Source organism: Promicromonospora sp. NPDC023987 (genome assembly GCF_040639055.1).
In the GTDB taxonomy this organism is placed as follows: Bacteria; Actinomycetota; Actinomycetes; order Actinomycetales; family Cellulomonadaceae; genus Promicromonospora.
In genome coordinates, this window is record NZ_JBEZZF010000023.1 from 1 (window position 1) to 26,003 (window position 26,003).

The following is a 26,003-nucleotide window of genomic DNA, read 5'->3' on the forward strand; positions in this document are numbered from 1 at the left end:
GTGAGATCGGTCGCATGGGATGAGATCGGTCGGTTGACTGACCGATCTCATCCCAACCGACCGAACTCAGCTGACAACAGAGCGATCAGCGGGCCGTGACGATCGGGATCGAGCCCGTCGCCGTGTACTCACGCAGCCGCTTGCGCACCGTCGACTCGCTGACGCCGACCACTTCCGCGACCTCCCGTACCGTGCGGCCCTTGGCGCGCAGGTCGATCATGCGTTCTGCGTCCTGCGTGCCGAGCTGCGTGTTCCGGCGCGGCGGGCGACGACGCGGCATCGCTTCCCGGACGTTCGCCGTGGCCCGGTCGGCGGCCTCCGCCGGCTCGGCCGGGACCGGCTCAGGCCCCGGCGCTCGCTCGCTCACGCTCTGCCGGCGCATGTCGAGAGCGGCGCTACGCCGTGCGGGCCTACGCCCCCTGTCCCTGTCGGCTGCTTCTCCGTCGAACACGCCCCCGTCGAGCCCGTCCCTGTCGAAGCCGTCCCCGTCGAACCCGGCCCCGTCGAGCCCAGCCCTGCCGACCGCGTCCCTCTCGTCCACCCCCGCGTCGCGCCCCGCCACGGTCCGGCCCTCGCCGAACTCCGCCGCGATGGCGTCGGCGGCCCGGCCCTCGTACCTGGGCGCCCCCACGTCGGCCCCGGACCCCAGCTCGCTGGACACCCGCCCGTCCATGGGCTCGGCGTCGACGAGGATGCCGGTCAGCCGCTGCCGGTCGGCGAGGTGCAGGCGGGCGACGTCGGCCGTGCCGTCGCCGACGGCGGCGAGCGCCTCGCACCACGCGGCGACCTGGGCGCGCATCTCCATCGGCGGGACGGTGCGTAGCGCCACGGAGCGTGCCCGACGACGGCCGGCCTCGGCGCGGGCGAGCCGACGGCGGGCTGCCCTGGACCCGTCGCTCAGGCTCTGCGCCCGGAACAGGTCCTCCGTGGAGAGGAAGAGGGCGTGCATGCGCGCCGACTGCCGCATCGCGGACCAGGAGGTGCCGGTGGCGAGGTGCCGGTCACCGATCAGCGCGAGGTGCCACATGAGGGCGGCGAGCAGCGGCACGATGAACCGGAACACGACAGCACCGACCGGGTGGCCGATGTACGCCTCGTGCCACGCGGCGAACACGCCGGACGCCGAGGAGAGGGCCCAGGTCAGGGCGAGCAGGGTGCCGCCGGGCCGGTTGTCCCGGGCGGCCTCGCGGGCCAGGAGCGCGACGGTGACGAGGGACAGCTCGAAGACACCGGCGGTCGCGTACGCGGTGCCCTGGTTCATGGCGAGGACGTCGATGCCGAACTGGACCATCGCCAGGTACGCGGACCCGGTCGAGATGAGGGCGACGGAGATCGCGCCGGTGAGGACCAGTCTGCGGGAACGGCGCGTCGGGACGGTCGATACGGGGAACGTCCGGTCGGCGGGGGCCACGGGTTGACTCCTAGGTCGAGGGCTGGCGGGGCGTCTGCAACAGTTTCTGCAACAGTTCAGGTACCCAGAGATTCGGGCGGACACGAAGATATCGGACAAGAGTGACAACCCGGTATCGTCGGTTGCTCGGCTGCGCCGGGCGGACGACCAGGGCACCATGGACACGCACGGCCACCTGCGCGGGCAGCGCAGGCTCACGGAGGGACACCATGACGGAGCAGCACAGCGAGCCGACGGCGGGGCCGGGGACACGCCGCTCCCCCGCCCGGCACACCTGGGCATGGGTGGGTGGCATCCTCGCCGTCGCGCTCCTCGGGACCGCGCTCTGGGCCGGCACGCGGCCGGCCGACAACGCTGACGCCGCGGCGGTGGTGGTCACGTCGGCGAGCCCGTCGCCGTCGGCCAGCCCTGCCCCGTCGAAGCCGGAGCCGACTCCCGCGACCTACTCCCTGCGGTCCCTCCCCGCGCCGGACATCGACGGGATCCTGCCCCGCGAGCTGCCGCGGGCCGAGGTGAACACGCTGACGGGCCTGCCGGGCTCGGTGGCGGAGCCGAAGGACGCGCGGATCCCGGTCTGGACGGAACCCGACGTGACCACGGCACCGGTCCTCGCCCTCGAGTCCAGCTACTACGACGCCGACGCCCGCTGGCTCGTCCTCGAGCGCCGGTCGGGGTGGGTCAAGGTGCTCGTCCCGTACGGACGCGGCGCCCTACCCTCCGACGATCCCGAGAAGGTCAACGGAACAGCAGGCTGGCTCCGTGCGAGCGACGTGGACCTGAAGCGGGAGAAGCGGTCCGTGGTGGTCGACCTGTCGGACCGCACCGTGACGGTCGAGCACGCCGACGGCACCAGCGACCAGCTCGCTGCCGCCATCGGCGCGTCCGAGACGCCGACGCCGCAGGGGCTCACCCAGGTCTTCACGGTGACGGAGGCGGTGAACACCGGCCTGTCCGTGTTCCTGTCGATGCAGAGCGAGGCCCTGGACGGGTTCTTCGGCAACGACTACGCCGCCACCGCGCTCCACGTGGGCGTCGGCCAGGGCCAGGCGGTGAGCAACGGCTGCGTCCGGCTCACAGCTAAGGACTTCGAGGTGCTCACCGACCTGGATCCTGGCGTCCCGGTGCTGGTCAAGGCTTGACGGCCGGCCCGGCCGGGCAGTCCTCCTCCGCCGCCTTGCGGAAGCACCCCACGAAGTGGCCGGGCGCGTGCTCGACCAGCCCCAGGCCGTTGGGCACGCCGTCCACGGACTCGGCCTCGTCGCCCAGCGACCGGCCCTGCGCCGTGATGTCCTCGTGGTACAGGCACCGCCCCGCGAGGCGACGGGTGCGCTCCGCCTCCTCCGCCTCGACCTCCTCCCACGTCCGGTCCAGGTGCGGCACCGAGGCCAGCAGGTCGCGCGTGTAGGGGTGCAGCGGGTCGTCGAAGACGGCGGTGGTATCGCCCCGTTCCACCACGCGCCCCTTGTAGAGGATGACCACCCGGTCGGAGACGTAGTTGCCGAGCGAGAGGTCGTGCGTGACGAACAGGATGCCCAGGCCGCGCCCCTTGAGCTCGCCCAGCAGGTTGAGCACGTCGATGCGGGTCGAGGCGTCGAGCATGGAGATGATCTCGTCGGCGACCAGCAGCTCGATGTCGAGCAGCAGGGCGCGCGCGATGAGCAGACGCTGGAGCTGCCCGCCCGAGAGCTGGTGGGGGTACTTGCCGAGGATGTCGTCGGGCTCCAGCGTGACCGCGGCGAGCGCGCCGTCCAGCTTCTCCCGCCACTCCCCCGACGCGACCCGCGGAAAGTAGGAGCGCCGCAGGGTCTCGAAGGTCCGGTCCACCTTGTAGATGGGGTTGAACGAGCTGAACGGGTCCTGGAACACGCCCTGGACCTTGCGGTAGTAGTCGCGGCGCGCGCGGAACCCCAGCTTGGTGACGTCGCGCCCGTCGAACGTGATGGTGCCACCCGTCGAGCTGAGCAGGTGGAGCACCATCTTGCCGATGGTCGACTTGCCGCTGCCGGACTCGCCGATGAGCGACACGACCTCGCCGCGCCGCACGTCGAGGCTGACCTGCCGTACGGCGTGCAGGTCGGAGGTGCCGAAGGTGCCGGTCCGGTAGACCTTGTCGAGCTCGTGGAGCGTGAGCATCAGCTCACCGCCCAGCACGCGACGTGATGTCCCTCGGCCACTTCGCGGAAGGGCGGCGCCTCGGCGCACTTGTCGTGCACCAGGGGGCAGCGGTCGCGGAACCGGCAGCCTGCGGGCGGTTCCAGGAGCGACGGCGGCCGCCCCTCGATCCCCTCGAGCTGCTGCTCCTCGTACCGGTCGCCGACCTTGGGCAGCGCCCCGATGAGCATCTTGGTGTACGGGTGCAGCGGAGCGTTGATGATCGTCTTGGCCGGCGCCTTCTCGGCAAGATGCCCCGCGTACATGACGAGGATGGTGTCGGCGACCTGGAACAGCACGGAGATGTCGTGCGTGATGACGATCATCGACTTCACGAAGCCGTGGTCACGGAACTCGACGAGCGCCCGGGCGACGGCCTTCTGGGACGACACGTCGAGCGCGGAGGTCACCTCGTCGCCGATCAGCAGCGACGGGTTCAGGAGCGTCGAAAGCACGAGCACCACGCGCTGCTTCATGCCGCCGGAGAGCTCGATCGGGTAGCGCTTCAGCACGTCGGTCTCCAGCCCGACGAGCTTGAGCCGCCGCTCGAGCTCCGGCAGCACCTCGGCGTACCGGACGTTGTGCGCCGCGAGCAGGTCGCGGATCATCCGGCCGATCTTGCGGGTCGGGTTCATCGCCGACATCGCGTACTGCGGGATGAGCGACACCTCGCGGTAGCGGTAGCGGCGCATGGCGGCGTCGTCGGCCAGCGGCAGCTCGTCGTCGTCCAGGACGACGGTGCCGCCCACGTGCTTCATGCGGGTGTCGAGGCGGATCAGGGCCTTGCCGAGCGTCGTCTTGCCGCAGCCGGACTCGCCGGCGATGCCCATGATCTCTCCGTCGGCCACCTCGAAGGTGACGCCGTCGAGGGCTTTGACGTCGCCACGCAGCGTGCGGTACCAGACCTTGAGGTCGTTCACAGCCAGGGCCATGTCACATCTCCCGCAGCTTGGGGTTGAAGACCTCGTCGAGGCCGACGTTCATGATGTAGAGCGAGCCCACGATGAGCGTGATGCCCAGCCCCGGCGGGATGAACCACCACCACAGCCCCAGATGGAGCGCACTCCACTGCACCGCCTGGTTCATCATCAGACCGAGCGACATCGCGTTGGTGGGGCCGAGCCCGATGAAGTCGAGCGACGCCGCCGTGAGGATGGACCCGCCGAACAGCAGCACGAACGTCATGAAGAGGTAGGAGTACATGTTGGGCGCCACCTCGCGCCGCAGGATCGTGCCCACCCCCACGCCGGACAGCCGCGCCAGGTCGATGAAGTCGCGCGAGCGCAGCGACAGCGTCTGCGAGCGCACCGCGCGCGCCACCCAGGGCCAGCTGAAGATGCCGATGTAGAGCGCCTGCATCGGGACGCTCCGCACGCCCAGGTAGGCGTTGATGATGATGAGCACCACGAAGCCGGGGATCACGAGCACGACGTTGGTGAGCATGTTCAGCAGCTCGTCGATCAGGCCGCCGCGGTAGCCCGCGACGAACCCGATCGTCATGCCGATCACGGCGGCCACCCCACCGCCGAGGAGGCCCACGAGGAACGTGGACCGCAGGCCGGCGACGAACTGCGCGAACACGTCCTGGCCGAACGTCGTGGTGCCGAACGGGAAGTCCGCGGACGGCGGCGCCATGGGCGGCCCCGCGTAGTCCATCGGTGCGTACTTCAGGAACGCGGGCCCGATCAGCCCGAGCAGCAGGAAGGCGACCACCACGACGGCGCCGATCAGCACCTTGGGGTTGCGGAGCGCGAAGTACAGCGTCTCGCGGGTGTCTCCCCCTGCCTTGCGGCCGCCCTTCGGCGACCCGGCCACACCGGGCTGCTCGCTCGCCTCGGCCCCGGGTCCGGCGGTCGGTTGTGTCGCCGTCATACCGTTCTCCTTCCGCATGAGTCTGCGGCTCCGCTACGGGCGCGTGCCTCGTACCTCGGCCCCCACCCTCCACTGCGCCTCCGGCTCATGCGGTGGCCCCCGTCAGTCCGGTCCGCGTGCGGGGATCGACCAGCACGTAGACGATGTCGATCACGAAGTTGGCCACGAGCACGCCGATCACCACGAACAGCAGGGTGCCCTGCAGCAGGAAGAAGTCCTGGTTCTGGATGGCCGAGAGCACGAGCTTGCCCAGCCCCGGGTACGCGAACACGATCTCGGTCACCAGGGCACCGCCCAGGATCGTGCCCAGCTGCAGCGCCAGGCCCGTGATCTGCGGCAGCATCGCGTTGCGGAACGCGTACTGCCGGATGAGCCGTTTCGGGGCACCGAGGGCGGCGAGGTAGTTCGAGTAGTCCGACTCGAGCTCGTAGATGATCAGGTTCCGCATGCCGATCGCCCAGCCGCCGAGCGCGACGAGGAAGAGCGACAGGAACGGCAGCACCCAGTGCTGCAGCAGGTCGAGCGCGAACGACCACGTCCACTGCGGCACCAGGCCGAAGTCGTAGCCGCCCGCCACGGGGAACCAGCCGAGCGCCACGCCGAAGCCCCACGCGAGCAGGATCGCCAGCCACATGTACGGCATCGCCGTGATCAGGTAGCCGACGGGCAGGGCGACGTTGTCGAGCCAGCGGCTGCGCGCCGCCATCGCGCCCACGCTGTTCCCGACCACGAAGCTCAGCAGGATGGCGGGGATCATGATGCCGAGCGTGTACGGGACGGCGGCGAGCACGACCTCGCTCACCGGCGCGGGGAACAGCCACACGCTGGTGCCCAGGTCCCCGCGGAACAGCGCGGCCCAGTAGTTCAGGTACTGCTGCCAGATCGGCAGGTCCAGACCGAACGTCCGCTCGTAGTAGTCGGTCATCGACGCGATCGTCTCGGGGTGCTGGACGGCGGCGCGCGCCACCATCCGCTGGACCGGATCCCCCGGCATGAGCCGGGGGATCAGCCAGTTCAGCGTGACCGCTACGACGAACGTCAGGCCGTAGACCAGCGTCTTGCGGGCGAGATAGCCGCGCATACGTCAGGAGGCCGGCTCGAGGGCGAGCAGCGTGTTGAGACCGCCCATCTGCACGTAGTTGTTCCACATCACGGGGAAGTACGCGTCCTCACGGCCTTCCTTGGGCCAGTTGGTCCACTGCGACTCGTTGTACTGGGCCCATGCGCCGTTGTACCAGAGCGGGATCACCGGCAGCTCGGTCATGAACTGCTCCTGGACCTGGGACAGCGTCTCGGAGAACTCCGGCGTGCCGGTCTCGGTGCGCGAGAGGTCCTCCACCAGGTTCCAGGCCTCCTCGTTCTCGTAGCGACCGAAGTTGCCCGCCAGCATCTGCTCCTGGATGGGCTGGTAGAACGCGTAGTTGTAGTAGGTCCACGGGGTGTTGCTGATGCCGGCGTTGCCGTTGATCAGCAGGTCGAAGTCGCCGGTGGCCCGAGCGTCGTCCACGGCGCCCGCGTCGGGGAAGTCGGCGGTGACCTTGATGCCTGCCGCCGAGGCGTCCTCGGCGATCACGCGCGCCGCCTCCATCCAGTCGGTCCAGCCCGCGGGGACGATCAGCTTGAGGTCGATCGGCTCACCGTCCGGCGTCTCGACGAACCCGTCGCCGTCGGTGTCCTCGTAGCCTGCGTCGGCCAGGATCGACTTGGCCTCCTCCGCGTCGAAGGTGAAGCCGTGCTCCGCGGCGACGTCCTCGTCGTAGTACTCCTCGAACGCCGGCACCAGACCCGAGGGGTGGGCCTTCGACACGAGGCCGCCGTACGCGTTGGTGACGATCTTGTCGACGTCGATCGACCGCGCCAGCGCCTGCCGGAAGTCGACGTCGTCCATCGGCGCCCGCGTCTGGTTCGGGATCAGGTTCGCCGACGCCGCAGCCAGCATGTACGGCTCGCCGTCGTAATAGGTGCTGACCTGGCCGGAGTCGACGAGCGTGTTGACGCCGGGCAGGAAGTTGTTGCTCAGGTCGAGGCTGCCGGACAGCATCAGGCCGAGCGCCACCTCGTTGGAGGTGTTCACGACGTCGACGATGTACTTCATCGGCATCTCGAGACCGAGCTCGCTCTTGGCCCACCAGTCGTCGTTGCGCTCCCAGACCATCCGGTCCTGGCCGACGGCGGAGAACTTGAAGGCGCCCGACCCGATCGGGTCCTCGTTCGGGTTGGACAGCAGCTCCTCCTCGGACCACTCGCCCATGATGTGCTCCGGGAGCACCATGTTGCTGTAGAGCCAGTTGTCCCACTCCTGGTAGCGGGGGTCGGAGAAGGTGAACTCGACAGTCGTGTCGCCGGTGGCCTCGACCTTGTCGAGCCAGGTCCACAGGTTGCTCCACGGCACGGCGTCGACCTTGCCGAGCTCTGCGGTGAAGACCACGTCGTCGGCGTCGAGCGTCTCGCCGTCCTGCCAGGTGAGGCCCTCGCGCAGCGTGAGCTCGTACGTCTTGTCGTCGGTCCACTCCCCGCCCTCGGCGAGCCACGGCGTCAGCTCGAGGGTGATCGGGTCGAACTGGAACAGCGGCTCGTAGAGCAGGCCGCGCGCGCCAGTGGCGTGCCCCGCGCCGGAGATCGGGTTCCAGGACGACGGCGGCCCCCACTGGGTACCACTCGTGAAGAGCGTCTCCTCGCGGGGGTACTCACCCACGAGCTCGGTCGCCGCGTCCATTCCCTCGGCGGACGCGTACGGGTTGGCGGCGGGCGTGGGCGCGCTCCCACCACCGCCGGAGCAGCCGGCGAGCAACAAGCCCGCCACAGCGGCCGTCGCCAGGGCCACTGTGCCCCGGGACCTGGTCTGTCGAAGGAACATCATTGATCCTCTCGTCCACCCCGCACGGCCGTCGTGCGGACCCGGTGCGGCGTCGCGCCAGGTTGCTGAGCATCGTTCTGCCCTTCCACCGGACACGTCAAGGTTTGGGAGGGATGTTGCCAAAACGTGACGTGCTCCTGGCCCAGCACTTCGCGCACCGAGCCGGGCGGACGTTAGGCTGTGTGCGCCGGTCCCGGGTGCTGCCCGGGAGCGGACGCGTCGCTCCCCGCCAGGAGAGGCGTGAGCGCCTGTAGCTCAGTGGATAGAGCACCGCTCTCCTAAAGCGGGTGTCGGCAGTTCGAGTCTGCCCAGGCGCACACCGAGAAACGTGTCAGACCCTCAGACCACGGGTGGCCTGAGGGTCTGACACGTTGTGGAGCAGCTGGACGTCAGAGGATCGCGCGGAGGAACTCCTGGGTCCGCTCGTTCTTCGGAGACGTGAAGATCTCGTCAGGGTGTGCTTCCTCGATGATCTTTCCGCCGTCGAACATCAGCACCCGGTTGGAGACCTCCCGGGCGAACTGCATCTCGTGGGTGACGATCAGCATCGTGATGTCCGTGGTCTCCGCGATGTTGCGGAGCACACCGAGCACGTCGGCCACGAGCTCCGGGTCCAGCGCCGACGTCACCTCGTCGAGCAGCAGGATCTCCGGCTCCATGGCCAGCGCCCGCGCGATCGCGACGCGCTGCTGCTGCCCACCGGACAGCTGCATGGTGCGGGCGTCCCGCTTGTCGGCCAGGCCCACCTTCTCGAGGAGCGCCTCGGCACTGGCGACCGCCTCTGCCTTGGGCTTCCCGAGCACGTGGATGGGCGCCTCGGTGATGTTCTCCAGCACCGTCATGTTGGGGAACAGGTTGAACTGCTGGAACACCATCCCGACCCGGCGCCGCACCAGGCTGCGCCGCTTCTCCGGGATGGCCACGCGCTTGTCGCCACGCATCTCGTGCGTGTAGCAGTCGCCGTCGACGTAGATGAGGCCGTCGTTCGCCTCCTCCAGCGTCATGAGCAGGCGCAGGATGGTCGTCTTGCCGGAGCCGGACGGACCGATCAGGGTGACCCGGTCGCCCTTGGCGACCGCGAAGTCCAGCCCGTCGAGAACGACGTTGTCGCCGAAGCGCTTGCCGACTCCCTGGAACTGGATGGCAGGGGTGGAGTCATTCTCAGGCAAGGCGGTTCTCCAATCGGCGGACGAGCAGCGAGGTCGGGTAGCTCACCAGCAGGAAGAGCAGGCCGGCCATCGTGATCGCCTCCATGTAGCGGAAGGTGTCTGCGCCGTACTGCTGCGCGGCCGTGTACATCTCGACGACGAAGATGGCGAACAGGAACGGCGTCTCCTTGAACATGGAGATCGCATAGTTCCCCAGGCCCGGCAGCGTGTTCCGGATCGCCTGCGGCAGCACGACGGCGCCCCAGGTGCGCGAGCGCGGCAGGTCCAGGGCGATGGCCGCCTCCCACTGCCCCTTCGGCACCGCGTCGATGCCGGCGCGGTACACCTCGGACATGTACGTCGCGTAGTGGATGCCGAGCACCACACAGCCGATGGCCAGCGACGGGAACTGCGCAAACAGCAGGTTCGCGAAGACGAGCTGCACCAGCAGCGGCGTAGACCGGATGAACTCGACCAGGAAGCCGACCGGGAAGGTGACGACGCGCAGCTTCGACCGGCGCACGATGGCGACGAGCAGCCCGAGGACGGACGCGATGACCATGCCGACCACCGTCGCGAGGACGGTGATCTGCAGGCCTTCGAGCAATTGGGGAAGTACAGCCGCGGCATGTTCCCAGTTCCATACGACGTTCTCATTCATGCTGGCCACCCCCCTTCGGCGTCGGCGGCAGTTGGCTGGTCACCATCGGAGCCGGGGTCGCGGCACCGACGTCGGCCTTCGTCTGCACGGGCGCGAGGCGCAGGACCTCGCGCAGCGACGGCCCCGCGCCCAGCCGGCTCTTCGCCCGCACCTCGAAGGCGTTCATCACGAGGGTGAGCAGGTAGGCGAACACGAAGTAGCAGAGCAGCCCGACCGTGTAGGAGAACACCGTGTCCGACGTCCGGTCGCGCAGCTCGTTGGTGAAGAAGTTGAGGTCGTGCAGAGAGATGTACGCCGCCAGGGCGGACCCCTTGACCAGCTGGATCAGCAGGTTGGTGAACATCGGGATCATCAGCGGCCACGCCTGGGGCATGATCACCCGGCGCATGCGGTGCACGGGGCCGAGGTCGAGCGCGATGGCCGCCTCCCACTGCCCTTTGGCGACCGAGTTGATCGAACCGCGCACCACCTCAGCGGCATAGGCTCCGTAATTGAGCCCCAGCGCGAGGATGCCGCACGCCAGCGGGTCGAGCTCGACGTAGAACGGCGGGAGCGGCAGCACGTAGTACAGCCAGAAGATCTGCACCACGAGAGACGTGCCGCGGAAGAACTCCACCACCACCCGGGACGGCACGCGCGCCCACTTCGTGTGGGCGCGCGAGCCGAAGCCCAGCGTGAAAGCGACGAGCAGTGCGAGCACCGCGCCGCCGGCGGTCAGCTGGAGCGTGACAAGTATTCCTTCACCGAGCTGCGGGAGCAGATCGACGAGATGTTGAAGGTTTTCCGACACGTGCCCGCTCAGCCGTCCAGGCCGAGCTCCGGAGCCAGCTCCTTGGCCACCTCGTCGAGGTTACCCTCGCAGAGCTGCTCGGTGGTCAGGCCCTCGACGGGGTACTCAGCCTCCGTGAAGCCGAACGGCTCCACGATCTCCAGCCAGCGCTCCTTGTCGGCGGTGATCTTCGCGAGCTCCTCGTTGTAGGCGTCGCGCAGCTCCTCCTCGCCCTTCGGGAAGACCTCGGCACCCGCGCCGATCTGCGGCACGCCGTCGATCTCCGCGACGAACGCGTCGGTGACCTCGACCGGGGCGTCGCTCTTCTCCGCGAGCGTCCGCAGCGAGATGCCCGTCAGGGCCAGCGCGTCGGCGCGGCCCGAGGTGACGGCGTCCAGCCCGTCCTGAGCGTCGCCGACCTCGATCTTCTCGATCTCGAGGTCGTCGGCGTAGCCGGACTCGATGGCGCCGCTGAGGACGGCGAGCTTGACGCCGGCATCCTTCGCGGACTGCATGTCCGACAGGTTGTCCGGGTTGCCCTCCGGCACCATGAACGCGGTGGTGTACATGATCTCGGGCTCGGAGAACAGAGCCTGCTCGCAGCGCTCGGGCAGGATGGACATCCCCGCGCTGACGGTGTCGTAGCGACCAGCGGTCAGGCCAGGGATGAGCGAGTTCCACTCGGTCTGAGTGCCCTCGATGTTGTCGATGCCGAGCGCACCGAAGATCTCCCGGTCCAGGGCGATGGTGGCGCCGGTGAGATCGCCGCCTTCCTCGTAGCTGTAAGGCTCCTCGCCGTTGAACGCGACGGTGACGGTGCCCTCTTCCTGAAGCTGTTCGAGCGTGCTGGCGGCATCCTCGCCGCCTTCGTTAGGAGCCGTCGACGAGCACGCGGCCAGCGCGACCAGGGTGAGTGCTGACCCTGCCGCGAAGACGGCCCGGCGGAGCGGTCGGACGCTTGATGTAGACATGGTTCCCTTCACGCCACCCGGCGGTCTTGGCAAAGCCTGGGTGGGCTGGAGTTCACGGACGATTTGCAACGGTAGCGCGGTGCTGACGTTCAGACAATCTAGCGTTCGACATTATGATTGTCTACAATCTACAAGTTCACCCGACCGGCGCCGCCCTGGACACCGCCGTCGTCACACAGCTGTCTGCGCACCGGGGATGATGTCGTCATCGACGTGCGCTCACGGAAGGAGCACCGATGTCCCACCCGTCGCGGGCCACGCTGACGACCGCCCCGTCCTTCTCCAGGGTCACGCGCCCGTCGACCGTCGACCTGATCCAGACGGAGCTGCGCAACGCCGTCTACGCGGGGGTGCTCGCCGTCGGCTCGCCGATCCGGGAGGTCGACGTCGCCGCCCAGCTCGGCGTGAGCCGGGGCCCGCTGCGCGAGGCCGCCCAGCGACTGGTCCAGGAGGGCCTGCTCGTCGCGACGCCGGGGCGCGGGATGCGGGTGGCGACGATCAGCCGGGAGCGGCTCCCTGATCTCTACGAGGCGCGCAAGTCGGTGGAGATCTCCGCGGCCCGGCTGCTCGTCCGGTCCGGTGACGACGCGGCGCTCGCCGGTGTGCGGCGCGCGCACGACGAGCTCGTCGCCGCGAACGGCACCGGGGACGCCCGCCGGGTCGGCGGCGCCGACCTCAACCTGCACTGGACCCTCGTCGCCGCGGCGGGCAACCCCTGGCTCACGCGCTGGATGACGACGCTCATCGTGGAGGTGCGGATGGCCACGTTCACGGTGAGCGACGAGTACGTGGTACGCAAGGACACGGCGGACGCGCACGCGCTGATCGTCGAGCGCCTGGAGGCACGGGACGAGGCCGGCCTGGTGGCGGCCATCACCCGGATGCTCGAGGGCGCCGTCGCCCGCCTGCTGGGGCAGGAGGACGAGGGCGTCGAGACGTTCGAGGAGCCGGCAGACGCCCCAGAGATCACTCTTGGCCCGATCGACGCACCGGACGGGGTGTCGATCGGCTGATCCTGGTGCGCACACCTTCGGCCTCCGGCTGCAAGGTCTCCACCTTCGAGCCGGACAGCGGCATGCGGATGGTCACGAACTTCTCCGTGGCGAGCCCTCGCCAGAGCGCGAACATCGCCAGGAACATCAGGATGAAGATCGGTAGGCCGACCACCGTGATCACCTGTTGCAGCGCGACCAGCCCGGTCTCCCCGGCCAGCACGATCAGCGCGATGGCGACGGCGCCCTCGGAGACGCCCCAGAACACGCGCTGACGGACCGGGCCGGAGTCCTCGGTACCGGTGCAGAGCATGTCCACGACCAGCGAGGCTGAGTCGGACGAGGTGGCGAAGAAGATCGCCACGATCACGACGACCAGCCCCGAGATGAACGTGGCCAGGCCACCCGCGCCGAGCAGCTCCTCGAAGAAGGTGAACATCGCCGTCGCCGGGTTCTCCAGCACCGCCGTCGTGATGGGGTGCGGGTCATCCGGGGACGAGCCGATACCGTCCAGCTGCATCGCCGACCAGCCGAAGACGGCGAACCAGACCAGGGTGAAGAGCGAGGGCGCGACCAGCACGCCGCCGACGAACTCACGAATGGTGCGGCCCCGGGAGATGCGCGCCAGGAAGATGCCCATGAACGGCGCCCAGGTGACGGTCCACGCCCAGTAGAAGACCGTCCAGCCGCCCTGCCAGCCCCAGCCCTCGGGTGTCGTGAAGGCCAGCGCGTCGTTCCAGAAGGCGAGCGGCACGATGTTCTGCGCGTAGAGCCCGATGGTCTCGATGATCTCGCGCAGCAGGAAGACGGTGGAGCCGGCGAACAGCACGAAGAGCATCAGCGCGACGGCCATGCCGATATTGATGTTCGACAGGTTCTTCACGCCCTTGTCGAGGCCGGCGACGATCGAGGTCACCGCGACGGCGGTGAGGATGCAGATGATGATCACCTTGGGCAGCAGCGCGTCCGGGATCGCGGTCAGGTCAGCCAGCCCGGTGTTGATCTGCTGCGTGCCCAGCCCGATCGACACGGCGAGGCCGAACAGCGTGCCCAGGATCGCGAAGATGTCGATCGCCTTGCCGATCGGTCCGTGGATGCGGTCCTTCAGGAATGGGTAGAAGACCGAGCTGACCCGGAGCGGCAGCTTGTGCCGGTAGACGAAGTAGCCGAAGGCGAGCCCCGGCAAGGTGAAGATCGCCCAGGTGTGCAGGCCGAGGTGATAGATGGCGATGCTCATCGCGTCGTTCGCGGCCTCGGCGGAGAACGGCACCGCGCCACGTGGCGCGGACGCGAAGTGGTTGATCGGCTCGGCGACTCCCCAGTACATCAGGACCGTGCCGATACCACCGGCGAAAAGCATGGTGAACCACGAGATGTTGGAGTACTTGGGCCGTTCGTGGTCGCCACCGAGTCGCACGTTCCCGTACTTGCTGATGGCCAGGTACACCAGGAACAGCACCCAGACGGAGACGCCAAGGATGAAGAACCATCCGAGCCTGGTCACCACCCAGGTACGGCCCGCGGTGAACAGCTCCCCGATGGGTGTCGGGAAGATGACGAGCAGCAGCAGGATGGTGACCATCAGACCGGCCGCGACGAAGAAGATCACCGGGTCCGTCCTGAGCCCTAGCCGCCGGGCGAGTGAATTCAGCACAGAGAACGCCTCCTCGCGGGGAACTGGCGGATTCCCATTGACCCGGTATCCCCTTTGCACCGAACCAATGGGCAGGCATGCTGCCAACAATTCGGGAGGACGTCTATCCCAGGGGATTATCTTCTCGCGCGGACCGGCAATGTGCGATCCGGTTCAGACCCAGGCGGCAGGGGCCGCCAGCACCGCCCGCAGCACCTCGCGCGCCCCGCCCGTCAGCGCGGCGTGCGGCCCGGCCTGCGCGGCCCGGACGTCCAGGTCGACGAACGGTGCGGCCAGCACGCGGTCGGCCAGCACTGCCTCGACGTCGGCCCGGAGCCACGGCAGCAGCTCGGTGTACGCACCACCGAGCACGATCGTGCCGACGTCGAGCAGGTTCACGAAGTCCGCGAGCGCCGAGCCGAGGGCTCGGCCTGCCGGGAGCAGGACGTCGGCCTGTGCCTGCCGGGTGACGAGTGCGGCCAGCGGGGAGTCCGGCGGCAGTCCCGCCGTGCGCATCATCGCCTCCTTGCCCGCGTACTGCTCCAGGCAGCCGAACGCGCCGCACGAGCAGCGCGGCCCGGCGGGGTCGACCACCACGTGGCCGATCTCGCCGTTCCACCCGCGCTCCCCCAGGAACAGCTCGCGGTCGACGACGACGGCGCCGCCGATGCCGACGTCGCCCGACACGAAGATGAAGGAGTCGGGTGCCGCGACGTCGGAGCCGCCGGCCAGCTCGGCGAGCGCCGCGAGCTTGGCCTCGTTGGCGATGCGCACCGCTACGTCGCCGAGCCCCAGGAGCGGGACCGGGTCGAGCGACGACCAGCCGAGGTTGGGCGCCACCTCGAGGAGGCCCGTACGGGGGTCGACCAGGCCCGGCAGTGCCAGCCGCGCGCCGGCGACCGTCATGCCGGACGCCACGACGCCGTCGGACACCTCGCGGGCGAGCCGCCCGAGCCGACCGAGCACGACCGCCGGATCGCTGTCGTGGAGCGCGCCGGGCACCACCTGCTCCGACACGACGTCGCCGGTCAGGTCGAGCACCCGCACGCCCAGGTAGTCCACGTTCACCTCGAGCCCGAGGCCGACGACGGAGCGTGGCGCGGGGACCAGCGGGACCGCCGGCCGGCCGGCGCGCCCGCCGGTCACGGCGGGCAGCTCGCGAACGAGCCCTGCGGCCACGAGCTGGTCCACCAGCGTCGACACCGTCGCCCTGGCGAGACCGGTCGCAGCGGCCACACCGGCGCGCGAGAGTGGTTCTGGCACCTCGAACACCGCCCGCGCGACCAGCTCGAGGTTGCGTTCGCGCAGGGTGTGCTGGCGGGCCGCACCTGGGCTCGTCCGCGTAGTGGTGTCGCGTGCGGTCCCGGCGGTGGTCACGCCTTGACTGTAGCCGAGACCCGGGCAATAGTTCATCCATACAACAAATGCGGCGCCGGATGCCGGGGCCGCCTCGATGAGGAGACCCCCGTGAGCGACATCAAGTACTCGTTCGGCCTGTGGACCATCGGCTGGAACGCCGTCGACCCGTTCGGCACGGCATCGCGCCCCGAGCTCGACCCGGCGGAGTCCATCCGCAAGCTTGCAGACCTGGGCGCCTGGGGCTTCACGTTCCACGACAACGACGTCTTCCCGTTCGGCTCGGACGACGCCGAGCGCCAGAAGCACATCGACTCCGTCAAGCAGGCCGCCTCGGACACGGGCATGGTCTGCGAGATGGTCACGACCAACACGTTCACGCACCCGGTCTTCAAGGACGGCGCGTTCACCTCCAACAACCGCGACGTGCGCCGTTTCGGCCTGCGCAAGGTGCTGCGCAACGTGGACCTCGCCGCTGACATGGGCGCCGAGACCTTCGTCATGTGGGGCGGCCGCGAGGGCACCGAGTACGACAACTCGAAGGACCTCAACGCCGCGCACGCGCGCTACGCCGAGGGCATCGACACCGTCGCCTCGTACATCAAGGAGAAGGGCTACGGGCTCAAGATCGCCCTGGAGCCCAAGCCGAACGAGCCGCGCGGCGACATCTTCCTGCCGACGATCGGTCACGCCATCGCGCTGATCGACTCGCTCGACAACGCCGAGATGGTGGGCCTCAACCCGGAGACGGGCCACGAGCAGATGGCCGGCCTCAACTACACGCACGGCATCGCGCTCGCCCTGCACGTCGGAAAGCTCTTCCACATCGACCTGAACGGCCAGCACGGCCCGAAGTACGACCAGGATCTCGTGTTCGGTCACGGTGACCTGCTGTCGGCGTTCTTCACCGTCGACCTGCTGGAGAACGGCTTCCCGAACGGCGGCCCGCGCTACGAGGGCCCGCGCCACTTCGACTACAAGCCCTCGCGCACCGAGTACCTCGACGGCGTGTGGGAGTCGGCCAAGGCGAACATGACGACCTACGACATGCTCGCGGCCAAGGCCGCGGCGTACCGGGCCGACCCCGAGGTCCAGGCGGCCTTCGAGCACGCGGGCATCTTCGAGCTGGGGCAGTCGACCCTCGCCGAGGGCGAGACGTTCGACTCGTTCCTAGCCGAGCAGGACCCGGACGTGGACGCCCTGGCCGAGCGGGACTACGGCCTGGTCCGCCTCCACCAGCTGGCCCTGAACCACCTGATCGGCTGACAGCCGCCCTCGTCTCGTCATCCCCCTCTTCGAGGTCTAAGTTTCTTCGCTTTGAGCCCGCTGAAAGCGAAGAAACTTAGGCCTCGAAGAGAGATGCTCGGCCCCGCGACAGTCACGCGGTAGCGTTCGTCGTCTCGTTCCCTTCCCGTCACCGGAGCACCGATGCCCCTCGTCGCCGGCGTGGACACATCCACGCAGTCCTGCAAGATCGTCGTCCGCGACGCCGAGACCGGTGCGCTGGTCCGGACCGGTTCCGCCAAGCACCCGGACGGCACGGAGGTCGATCCGCGGCACTGGTGGGACGCCTTCCAGGAGGCGGCCGCGGCGGCGGGCGGCCTGGCCGACGTCACCGCGCTGGCCGTGGGCGGTCAGCAGCACGGCATGGTCACGCTCGACGCCGACGGCAACGTCATCCGGCCCGCGCTGCTGTGGAACGACAACCGTTCCGCGCCGTCGGCGGAGACCCTGATCACCGAGCTGGGCGACGGCGACCGCGAAGCGGGCGCCCAGGCCTGGGCCGACGCCGTCGGCTCCGTGCTCGTCGCGTCCCTGACGATCACCAAGCTGCGCTGGCTGCGCGACAACGAGCCCGAGAACGCCGCCAAGGTCGCCGCCGTCGCCCTGCCGCACGACTGGCTCTCCTGGCGCATCGCGGGCTACGGCCCCGCAGGCGACCCGACGGCGCCCCTCGGCCCGCAGCTGGACAAGCTCTTCACCGACCGTTCCGACGCGTCCGGCACCGGCTACTACGACGCCTCCGTCGGTGAGTACCGACCGGACCTGCTGGAACGGGCCCTGGGGCGCGCCGACGTCGTGCTGCCGCGCGTGGTCGGCGTGGCCGAGACGGGCGCCGTCGCGCACCCGAGCGTCGCGGGTGGCGCGACCGCCACCTCGATCGCGTCGAACGGATGCCTCATCGGGCCGGGCGCCGGTGACAACGCGGGTGCCTCCCTCGGGCTCGGCATGACGCCGGGCGACATCGCCATCTCGATCGGTACCTCCGGGGTGGTCTCCGCCGTCGCGCCGCAGCGCACCGCGGACGGCTCCGGCGCGATCAACGGCTTCGCCGACGCGACAGGCAACGCCCTCATGCTCGCCGTGACGCTGAACGCGGCACGGGTCCTGGACGCCGCGCGCGAGGTGCTCGACGTCGACTTCGACGGGCTGGCCGAGCTCGCGCTACAGGCCCCGCCCGGCTCCGACGGCCTCGTGCTCGTGCCCTACCTGGAGGGCGAGCGCACACCCAACCGGCCCGACGCCACCGGCACCCTGCACGGCATCCGCCTCGCGACGTCGACCCGCCCCCACCTGGCTCGCGCCTACATCGAGGGCATGCTGTGCGGTCTCGCGGACGGTCTCGACGCCCTGCGCGCGCAGGGTGTCGCCGTGGAGCGCGTGCTGCTGATCGGCGGTGCGGCACAGTCGTCGGCGGTGCAGCAGATCGCCCCGCAGATCTTCGGGCTGCCGATCAGCATCCCCGAGCCCGGCGAGTACGTGGCCGACGGCGCCGCGCGCCAGGCCGCCTGGGCGCTGGCCCGTGCGGCCGACCCCGCCGCCGAGGCACCTGCGTGGTCCACGACGATCGCCACCACGCTGGACGCCGACGCGAAGCCAGTGATCCGCGAGCAGTATGCCCGGGTCAGGGACCTGGCCTGACTGAAATTGACAAACCTACACTCGCCCACACTCGCGAGTGTTGTATATTTGCACTGTGGAAAGTGTCGATTTGAGTGTCGAGGACATCGTCGATCTACTTTGCGCCGAGGGGAGCGACGTCAGCGGGATCGAGGCCAAAGCGGCGCACCAAGGCTATCCACAGGATCTCGCGCCGACGCTCTCGGCATTTGCCAATATGCCCGGTGGCGGTGTCATCGTCCTCGGCTTGAACGAGCGATCGGGCTTCGAAGCGGTCGGCGTCTACGATGTCGCGGATGCACAAGCTCGCCTCGCGTCCCAAGCACGCAAGGCTGTTGCTCCCCCACTTCAGGTGTCGTTCACGACGGGAGACATCGAGGGCAGCACGATCGTTCTGGCTCGGGTGCGCGAGCTGCCCGCCACCGACAAGCCCTGCGAGGTCAGAGCCACCGGGCACGCCTACCTACGCTCGTACGACGGTGACTACACCCTCTCGGAACTTGAGCGACAGGGGTTCGTGGCGAACCGTGGGGTAGCACGCCACGACCAGGCCCCTGCCCAAGGTGCCATGCGTGACGATCTCGACGACGGTCTGGTGGCGACCTACGTCGCGAACTGCCGAGCACGGTCCCCACGGCTTGCCTCGATGCCCGACGACGACGTCCTGCGCGCCACCCGAGTCGTCACCCGAGAAGGCGTCCCGACTCTCGCGGGGATCTACACGCTCGGCAGGTACCCACAGATGCACTTCCCGACGCTCTCGATCACCGCGAACGTTGCCGCTCGTCCGGGAGACCCCATCGGGACACGTAGCGCTGACATCGCCCACTTCGACGGGCCGTTGCCGGAACTCCTCGATCAGGCTGTCGCTTGGGTGCGGCGCAACACCGCGACGCGCGTGCGATTCGGCACCGACGGGCATGGGCGGGACGAACCGGAGTACCCGACCGAGGCAGTGCGCGAGCTTGTCGCCAACGCGCTTGTGCATCGCGACCTGGGTCCGCATGCACTGAGCGCGCGAGTAACCATGACGTTGCGGGACGATCGGCTCGTGATCACGAACCCGGGCGGCTTGCACGGACTCACACTCGAACAGCTCGGCACCGGTACCGGCGGCAGCGCTCGCAATCAAAGCCTCTACGACATCAGCAAGGACGTCCGGACCGTCGATGGACGCCGCGTGATCGAAGGTATCGGATCTGGGATCGCCACCGTTCGACAGGCACTGAGGGAAGCGGGGATGACGCCTCCCCGCTTCATCGATGCCGGCATCCGGTTCACCGCGATCGTGCCAGAGCATGCCTTGCTCGACCCGGACGACCTCGAGTGGCTCGCGACTCTCAGCGCCGCCCGCGGTCTGACCGACACCCAGCGGCATGTTCTCGCGGCGATGCGGCACGGTGAGTCATGGACGAACCGCTCCCTTCGCGACAGGTTCCCGATGGACTCCACCGAGGCGCGCGCGCTCCTGACCGATCTCGTGGAGCGCAAGCTCGCCGTGGCGCTGGGTGACGGGCGAGGACGCGCCTACCGGCTCGGGCCTGCCGCTGGGCCCACGTTCAGTCTCGTGCCGATACCTGAGAAGCGCCCCAAACACAGCGACCTCATCCTGAGTATCCTGACCGACGGCCCACGTTCGATGAGAGACCTCATCGACGCCACCGGGCTAACAGAACGTCAGGTGAGCTACACCCTCAAGCGGCTCCGTGAGATCGGCGATATCGACCTGCTCGGTGGAGCCGGGCAGCGGGGGACGGTCTACCGCCGGACGTGATCACCAACCGGGTGATTCCGCGGCTCGATCCGGTATGGTCGCGGTCCATGGATCGACGGGCCAGCCCGACAGCACCTGCCGACGTCGCCACGGCGGCCATCGGCGCGCTCGCCCGCCGGGCAGTCACGCACGACATCGCCCTGCACACGATCCAGGTGAGCATCCACGGCGAGACCGTCACGCACGCCGTGAGCGACCCGTTCGACCTGGACACGCCGCAGCGGATGTACTCGGTGTCCAAGACCATCACCGGTCTCGCGATCGGGCTGCTCGCGGACGAGGGCAGGCTGAGCCTCGACGACCCCATCGTGAAGCACTTCCCGGAGATGGGCCCGGTGCACCCGTGGCTCGAGGCGACGACGCTCCGGCACATGCTCGCCATGCGCGGACCGCATCGGTCCACCACGTACAAGCGCACCGCCGGGGGCTGGCTGGAGTCGTACTTCCGGGTGCCGCCGACGCATCCGCCGGGCACGGTCTTCACCTACGACACCAGCGCCTCTTACGTGCTCGCCGCCCTCGTGGAACGTCTGTCGGGCACGTCGCTCCCGGACTTCCTGCGTCCGCGCCTGCTCGACCCGCTGGGCGTCAGCCCCGGCCTGCGGTTCCTCACCGGGCCGGAGGGCATCAGCCACGGCGGCTCGGGGCTGATCTGCACCCCGTGCGACCTGCTGCGCCTGGCGCACCTGCTGCTCGACGACGGCGTGCACGACGGCGCCCGGCTGCTGCCTGCCGACTACCTGCGCGACGCCACGAGCCCGCAGGCCGACACCGCACTGCAGACCGAGGCCGCTGCGCTGCGCCGCGGCTACGGCTACCAGCTCTGGCTCCCCCGACCGGGAAGCTGGCTGCTGTTCGGCCTTGGCGGCCAGCTCGTGTACGGCGACCCCGCCCGCGGGCTCGCGGTCGTGGTCACCGCGGACGCCCAGGCATGCGGGAGCGGGGACCGCCTCATCGACGACATGCTCGACCTGCTGGTCGATCCGCTCGTCGAGCGGCTCAGCGCCGACCAGGCTCGCACGGATCAGGAACCCACTGGTCAGGGGCCCGCCCACGCGAGCGGAGACAGCTCAGGCCCGAAGCCCGTCACCGCTCCGGCACCATGCGCGCCCTACGCCGTCGTCGGCCTCGACTGGCCCGCGCCACGGCACGACACCTCAACCGTCCCGGTGTCCGGCGGGACTTACCGGAACGTCGCGGACGGCCCGAGAGTGTCAGAGCTCGTCCTGTCGCTCCGCGACGACGGCGGTCGCCTGCGCGCCGCGTCGGATCGAGCCGGCGACTGGGACATCGAGTTCCGCTTCGACCGCGCCGTTCGGACCTGGATCGCTGGGCAGCCCGCCATCGTCACCGCCGGCCGCTCCGGACCCGACACGGTGGACGTCCGCTGCGCGCTGCACGGCGACGACCTGACCACGTGGCGGATACGGCTCGCGTGGGCGCCGGACGGCTCGCTCGCCGTCCAGTCCCAGGCGTTCGGCGAGTCCGCCGACCCGGCGTGGACGTTCCACTCGCACCTTGACCGACCCGATCGGTGCGCCCCTTGACGAAGAACCGCTGGATGAACAGGCTGGCGATCAGCACCGGCAGGGCCGCCGCAGTCGTCGCCACCCACACCGACTGCGCGGGAGTGACGCAGATCCGGACCTGAGACGGGCGCGTCGCCGAGATGCCCGAATCTCAGGGTGAGCTGCCGACTCTTGGGTACGCTGCTCACGCGTTCGATCAACGGAGTTCGTGTCGGTCCTGATGGAGGCACCGTGGTGGGTTCGAGTGGTCGTCCGTTCCTCGCGCAGTCGTTGAGTGCGGTCGCTATCGCAGCCCTGGACGGCGTCACCCCGGCTCTGGGGACGGCTACCGGCGAGATGGTTCGCCACCTCGTCGCCAGGTACAACACCACCCCGGAGCTACGTGGACTGCACCGCAGGACCACGGACGCCGTGCTCCAGTGGGCCCGGACCGAAGGGCTTCTCGAGGTCGACCAGGGCCTAAGCCTGGCCGCTCGCACGGTCGGGAGGTACGGACTGGCCCACGAGCAGATCGCGCAGGAGAAGTTCGATCCCGAACGTGTGGCAGCGCGGGTCCTGACTGCCGCGCGGAAGACCGACCCGGACTGGGGACGGCGCGGATTCTGGCGTCAGCGTGTACAAGAGGACCGGCAGATCGTCGCCGAACGCGCCATCCAGGAGACCTACGGAGCGCTGATCGGCGATATCAAGGCGAGCGAGCCCGTCGTGCTGCCAGCGCTGACGACGGTGCTCGACGATGTCGGCAGGCTCTGCCTCGACCTGGGCGACGTCGCGCAGGACCTCACCGAGCTTCGGGCCGCCCTGGTGCGTGGCGCGACGGCCGGCGAGGTCATGGCCTACCTGCGCACGCGCATCACCGACTGGGACAGCCCGGTCTGGTCCGGCGTCGTGCCGTCATCGATCGAGCGTCGGTTGACCGTCGGCACCCCCGACGACCGCTCCGGAGCGGAATCGGAGCAGTTCACCGAGCAGGAAGCGCTGGAGCGCCAGGAGATGCTCGTGGTTCTCGGCGGTCCGGGCTCCGGGAAGACCTGGCTGGCACGGCGGTACGCGCGCGACACCGCTCGCGCCGCACTAGACCGGCTCGAAGCCGGCGCGAACCTCGACGAGGTGGAGATCCCACTGTTCACCACCTGGGATCGGTGGGCACAGACGTCCGGACCGGGTACCCGCGAAACGTTGGTGGCGTCCTCCTTCGACCCTGTCCTGGGACACAGCGACATCGCGGGAAGCGACCTTTCCGGTCAGCTTCAGCGGACGCTCATGCTGGCTGAGACACGAGTGCTGCTGATCGTCGACTCACTCGACGAGGCCGCGAGCCGTGAGAACCAGAACGACCAGGGCAACCGCCTGCACACCCTGACCGTCCTCAGCGGTGAACGATGCCGGGTAGTGATGACCAGCCGCCCCTCCGCCTGGGACAGCGTGCGCGGCCGTGCGCCGGGCTCGGGCGGCTCGTTACGGGTGGTCAGCCTCCATGAGCTGCGCACCGATGACGTCGAAGACTTCGTCGAGGCATGGTTCGCGACCGATGCGGGACGTGCCCAAGCCCTGATCGAGCAACTACGGAACCGCCCCGACCTGGTGCGTGCGGTCGTAGTGCCCCTGATCCTGACGTTCTACTGCACCATCGCAGGTGAGGGGCCATCGGCCGACGTGCAGAAGCTACCGGTGCGCAGGCATGCACTCTACGCGCGGATCGTGCGCCGTACGTTCCACCACGTGGATACCGCCAAAGGACCCGGTGCGGCCACACGCGATCCGGCCGAGCGGCAGAAGACCCTTGCTGCATGGGCCTGGCACGCCGTCGGCAACGCCAACACCCCGACCGGGCTCGGCAACTGGGGCGAGACCTTCGCGCAGCCACCCGGCACCTACGACGACCCCGCGCTCGACGCGATCGCACCCAAGGTCCGGGTCGACGGCGAAGGGGTGGTGACACGACGCTTTCAGCACCGCACCCTGCTCGAGCACTTCGTCGCCGAGTACGTCGCCGACCTGCCTACCGACGAGGCCGCCGAGATCCTGCTCCCGCACCTCTGGTACGACTCGGACTGGGCTGTCGCTGCACCAGCAGCCATCGCTGCACACAACCGCCGGCGGCCGGGAGAGCTGCTGGGGCGTATCTGCGACGACTTCGCTGCGAACCATATGCCCCAGGACACTGCGCGGAACCAGATTTCGCGAGAGTTCGACCGTCAGCTCGTTGAGATCGCTGCTGAATCCGATCCTGGCGAATGGGTCGATGGAGATCAGAGTCTGCTGAACGCCGGCCGCGTACGGCACGCGACCACGACGACAGACTCGGGTCCTGCCTGGAAGCCTCGTCTCATCAGTCGTTCGGCGCACTGGGAACGATCGAACAGCGATGTCGTTGCCAAGGTACTAGAACAGCTATCTGACGGGGGCCTCGTGACGACCTTGGCCGCCGCGTTGGTTCTCACGGAGCTAGGTCCCGGCCTCGATGCGCGAACGCAGGCGCGTGTGAGGACTGTTGTGCTAAACCTGCTCCCCGCCGGGACTGCCAACATCGTGTGGGGCCGGGTAGAGGTCTTGGTGTCGATGGGACCGAGCGCCGAGGAGCGAACGCGGGCGCGAGCCGCGCTGTTGTCGACATTGCATGATGCGGACCCCTTCTCCTTACCAAATTTGGTGCAGGCGCTGTCGTTGTTGGGGCTGAGCGCCGAAGAGCAGGCACGTGCGCGGAGCATCGTGCTGGAAGCGCTGATTACGGCGCCTTTGTCCGAGTTGAGCCGGCCTCGGCTGGCGGAAGCACTGTTGCTGTTGACGCCGAGCCGTCAGGATCTGGCGCATGCGCGGGACGCAATGCTGCTGGCGTTGCCCCACGCTGACATCAGGGCGGACCACCTGGCAGAGGCACTGCTGTCGCTTGGACCCAGTGATGAGGAACGCGCACAAGCGTGGGCGGCGATGGCGGAAACGCTCGGCGGCGTGAGCACGAACTCGGCAGATGACCTGGCGGCGGCCCTGTTGTCGCTGACGCCAAGCAGCCAGGAGCTGGCGGATGTGCGGTCCGCCGTCCTGGAGGCTTTGCCCGACGCGGACGCCTATCGCGGCGCGGGTCTGGTGAGGCTGCTGCTGTCGCTGGGACCGAGCAGGGAGGAACGGGCTCGAGCACGGGACGCGGTGCTGCTGACGTTGCCTCACGCTGGCAGCTGGGCGGAGTACACGGCGGAGGCGTTGCTGTCTCTGGGACCGACTGACCATGAGCGCGCGCGGACACGGGCACGGATCGCAGTTCTGTCGGCATTGGGCGACAAGGACACCAGGATTACGGGCGAACCGAGGAGCCTGATGAAGCTGTTGCTGTCGTTGAGGCCGACCAGCGAAGAGCGAGCGCGTATGCGGGCCGTGTTCTTGGCGGAGATCTGTGCAGGTCCGTATGTGGCCGACCAGGTGGGGGCGTTGCTATCGCTAGGACCGCGTGACGAGGAGCGCGCGCAGGCGCGGGCAGCGGTTCTGTCGGCCTTGGCTGACACCGAGGACACCCGGGGAAGGGCCACACTAGTAAAGGACCTAGTGGGGGCGTTGCTATCGCTAGGACCGCGTGACGAGGAGCGCGCGCAGGCGCGGGCAGCGGTTCTGTCGGCCTTGGCTGACACCGAGGACACCCGGGGAAGGGCCACACTAGTAAAGGACCTAGTGGGGGCGTTGGTGTCGTTAAGGCCGACGACCGACGAGTGTGGTCAGGCCTGGACCGCTGTGCTGGAAGCACTACCCGGTGCTGCCGCGTATGAGGACGGCCTGGTGGATGCGCTGCTGTCCTTGAAGTTGGCCGATCCGGACCGGGCCCGAGCCCGTGCACAGACGGTGGAGGCGCTTTCGACAGGAAGCGACGCGTGCGTCGCGACCCTCATAGTCGGCCTCCGCAGGAGCTACCCCCTGCAGGAGTGGCTAGATCTCATCGAAGACGGGCCCGCCCGTCGCCCTCAGCGACCCACCACGTAACTGCATCCG

19 protein-coding genes and 1 tRNA gene are annotated in these 26,003 nt (G+C 69.0%); 8 read left to right on the top strand and 12 right to left on the bottom strand.

Annotated elements, in window-relative coordinates; translation table 11 throughout:
* Positions 1–85 precede the first annotated feature (85 nt).
* Complete coding sequence (locus AB0F40_RS12575) at positions 86–1,411, bottom strand: helix-turn-helix domain-containing protein (RefSeq protein WP_357467396.1); 1,326 nt, start codon at positions 1,409–1,411, stop codon at positions 86–88.
* Positions 1,412–1,620: 209 nt separating this feature from the next.
* Between AB0F40_RS12575 and AB0F40_RS12580 the strand changes: the two genes are divergently transcribed.
* Entirely contained in the window at positions 1,621–2,550 is a 930-nt protein-coding gene (locus AB0F40_RS12580; protein ID WP_357467399.1) for a L,D-transpeptidase, read from the top strand.
* Here the strand turns inward: AB0F40_RS12580 and AB0F40_RS12585 are convergent.
* The 5 genes from AB0F40_RS12585 to AB0F40_RS12605 form a co-directional block, all read right to left on the bottom strand.
* Positions 2,540–3,544 (bottom strand): ABC transporter ATP-binding protein, encoded by a 1,005-nt coding sequence (locus AB0F40_RS12585; protein ID WP_357467402.1) that lies wholly within the window; start codon positions 3,542–3,544, stop codon positions 2,540–2,542. The genes AB0F40_RS12580 and AB0F40_RS12585 overlap by 11 nt on opposite strands.
* Complete coding sequence (locus tag AB0F40_RS12590) at positions 3,544–4,494, bottom strand: ABC transporter ATP-binding protein (protein WP_357467406.1); 951 nt, start codon at positions 4,492–4,494, stop codon at positions 3,544–3,546. The genes AB0F40_RS12585 and AB0F40_RS12590 overlap by 1 nt, the downstream gene beginning before the upstream one ends.
* A gap of 1 nt (position 4,495) precedes the next feature.
* Complete coding sequence (locus AB0F40_RS12595; RefSeq protein WP_357467409.1) at positions 4,496–5,434, bottom strand: ABC transporter permease; 939 nt, start codon at positions 5,432–5,434, stop codon at positions 4,496–4,498.
* An 85-nt stretch (positions 5,435–5,519) separates the two neighbouring features.
* Entirely contained in the window at positions 5,520–6,515 is a 996-nt protein-coding gene (locus AB0F40_RS12600) for an ABC transporter permease (protein ID WP_357467412.1), read from the bottom strand.
* A gap of 3 nt (positions 6,516–6,518) precedes the next feature.
* Complete coding sequence (locus AB0F40_RS12605; protein ID WP_357467415.1) at positions 6,519–8,291, bottom strand: ABC transporter substrate-binding protein; 1,773 nt, start codon at positions 8,289–8,291, stop codon at positions 6,519–6,521.
* A 244-nt stretch (positions 8,292–8,535) separates the two neighbouring features.
* On the opposite strand from AB0F40_RS12605, the gene AB0F40_RS12610 reads away from it, so the two are divergent.
* Positions 8,536–8,608, top strand: a tRNA-Arg gene (locus AB0F40_RS12610).
* Positions 8,609–8,680: 72 nt separating this feature from the next.
* Here AB0F40_RS12610 and ehuA read toward each other — a convergent pair.
* Genes ehuA through ehuB form a run of 4 tightly spaced genes read right to left on the bottom strand, consistent with a single transcriptional unit; the run spans position 8,681 to position 11,840 of the window.
* Positions 8,681–9,460, bottom strand: a complete 780-nt coding sequence (gene ehuA, locus AB0F40_RS12615; RefSeq protein WP_357467417.1) for an ectoine/hydroxyectoine ABC transporter ATP-binding protein EhuA — start codon at positions 9,458–9,460, stop codon at positions 8,681–8,683.
* Positions 9,453–10,100: an ectoine/hydroxyectoine ABC transporter permease subunit EhuD gene (ehuD, locus tag AB0F40_RS12620; protein WP_357467420.1), complete on the bottom strand. Its 648-nt coding sequence runs from the start codon at positions 10,098–10,100 to the stop codon at positions 9,453–9,455. Before ehuD ends, ehuA begins: the two co-directional genes overlap by 8 nt.
* Complete coding sequence (gene ehuC / locus AB0F40_RS12625) at positions 10,093–10,890, bottom strand: ectoine/hydroxyectoine ABC transporter permease subunit EhuC (RefSeq protein ID WP_357467423.1); 798 nt, start codon at positions 10,888–10,890, stop codon at positions 10,093–10,095. Before ehuC ends, ehuD begins: the two co-directional genes overlap by 8 nt.
* 8 nt (positions 10,891–10,898) lie before the next feature.
* Positions 10,899–11,840 (bottom strand): ectoine/hydroxyectoine ABC transporter substrate-binding protein EhuB, encoded by a 942-nt coding sequence (gene ehuB / locus AB0F40_RS12630; protein WP_357467426.1) that lies wholly within the window; start codon positions 11,838–11,840, stop codon positions 10,899–10,901.
* A 236-nt stretch (positions 11,841–12,076) separates the two neighbouring features.
* On the opposite strand from ehuB, the gene AB0F40_RS12635 reads away from it, so the two are divergent.
* Positions 12,077–12,853, top strand: coding sequence for a GntR family transcriptional regulator (locus tag AB0F40_RS12635; protein ID WP_357467429.1), 777 nt, complete (start codon positions 12,077–12,079; stop codon positions 12,851–12,853).
* Here AB0F40_RS12635 and AB0F40_RS12640 read toward each other — a convergent pair.
* Together AB0F40_RS12640 and AB0F40_RS12645 are read right to left on the bottom strand one after the other, a co-directional pair.
* Positions 12,807–14,486 carry a BCCT family transporter gene (locus tag AB0F40_RS12640; protein WP_357467431.1) on the bottom strand — a complete coding sequence of 560 codons (1,680 nt, stop codon included), beginning with the start codon at positions 14,484–14,486 and terminating at the stop codon, positions 12,807–12,809. The two genes, AB0F40_RS12635 and AB0F40_RS12640, sit on opposite strands and share 47 nt — an antisense overlap.
* Before the next feature lie 153 nt (positions 14,487–14,639).
* Positions 14,640–15,842 carry an ROK family transcriptional regulator gene (locus tag AB0F40_RS12645; protein ID WP_357467434.1) on the bottom strand — a complete coding sequence of 401 codons (1,203 nt, stop codon included), beginning with the start codon at positions 15,840–15,842 and terminating at the stop codon, positions 14,640–14,642.
* Between the two features lie 90 nt (positions 15,843–15,932).
* On the opposite strand from AB0F40_RS12645, the gene xylA reads away from it, so the two are divergent.
* From xylA to AB0F40_RS12670, 5 genes are all read left to right on the top strand, one after another.
* Positions 15,933–17,087, top strand: coding sequence for a xylose isomerase (gene xylA, locus AB0F40_RS12650; protein WP_357467436.1), 1,155 nt, complete (start codon positions 15,933–15,935; stop codon positions 17,085–17,087).
* Positions 17,088–17,249: 162 nt separating this feature from the next.
* Positions 17,250–18,743 carry a xylulokinase gene (gene xylB / locus AB0F40_RS12655; protein ID WP_357467439.1) on the top strand — a complete coding sequence of 498 codons (1,494 nt, stop codon included), beginning with the start codon at positions 17,250–17,252 and terminating at the stop codon, positions 18,741–18,743.
* Between the two features lie 55 nt (positions 18,744–18,798).
* Positions 18,799–20,496 carry an ATP-binding protein gene (locus tag AB0F40_RS12660; protein ID WP_357467441.1) on the top strand — a complete coding sequence of 566 codons (1,698 nt, stop codon included), beginning with the start codon at positions 18,799–18,801 and terminating at the stop codon, positions 20,494–20,496.
* Positions 20,497–20,543: 47 nt separating this feature from the next.
* Positions 20,544–22,043 carry a serine hydrolase domain-containing protein gene (locus AB0F40_RS12665; protein WP_357467444.1) on the top strand — a complete coding sequence of 500 codons (1,500 nt, stop codon included), beginning with the start codon at positions 20,544–20,546 and terminating at the stop codon, positions 22,041–22,043.
* A gap of 153 nt (positions 22,044–22,196) precedes the next feature.
* Positions 22,197–25,994, top strand: coding sequence for an NACHT domain-containing protein (locus tag AB0F40_RS12670; RefSeq protein WP_357467446.1), 3,798 nt, complete (start codon positions 22,197–22,199; stop codon positions 25,992–25,994).
* Positions 25,995–26,003 lie beyond the last annotated feature (9 nt).

Coding starts and splice junctions, on each gene's coding strand:
- AB0F40_RS12580 (WP_357467399.1), top strand. CDS start 1,621: ATGACGGAGCAGCACAGCGAGCCGACGGCGGGGCCGGGGACACGCCGC.
- AB0F40_RS12585 (WP_357467402.1), bottom strand. CDS start 3,544: ATGCTCACGCTCCACGAGCTCGACAAGGTCTACCGGACCGGCACCTTC.
- AB0F40_RS12590 (WP_357467406.1), bottom strand. CDS start 4,494: ATGGCCCTGGCTGTGAACGACCTCAAGGTCTGGTACCGCACGCTGCGT.
- AB0F40_RS12595 (WP_357467409.1), bottom strand. CDS start 5,434: ATGACGGCGACACAACCGACCGCCGGACCCGGGGCCGAGGCGAGCGAG.
- AB0F40_RS12600 (WP_357467412.1), bottom strand. CDS start 6,515: ATGCGCGGCTATCTCGCCCGCAAGACGCTGGTCTACGGCCTGACGTTC.
- AB0F40_RS12605 (WP_357467415.1), bottom strand. CDS start 8,291: ATGTTCCTTCGACAGACCAGGTCCCGGGGCACAGTGGCCCTGGCGACG.
- ehuD (WP_357467420.1), bottom strand. CDS start 10,100: ATGAATGAGAACGTCGTATGGAACTGGGAACATGCCGCGGCTGTACTT.
- ehuB (WP_357467426.1), bottom strand. CDS start 11,840: ATGTCTACATCAAGCGTCCGACCGCTCCGCCGGGCCGTCTTCGCGGCA.
- AB0F40_RS12635 (WP_357467429.1), top strand. CDS start 12,077: ATGTCCCACCCGTCGCGGGCCACGCTGACGACCGCCCCGTCCTTCTCC.
- xylB (WP_357467439.1), top strand. CDS start 17,250: ATGCCCCTCGTCGCCGGCGTGGACACATCCACGCAGTCCTGCAAGATC.
- AB0F40_RS12665 (WP_357467444.1), top strand. CDS start 20,544: ATGGATCGACGGGCCAGCCCGACAGCACCTGCCGACGTCGCCACGGCG.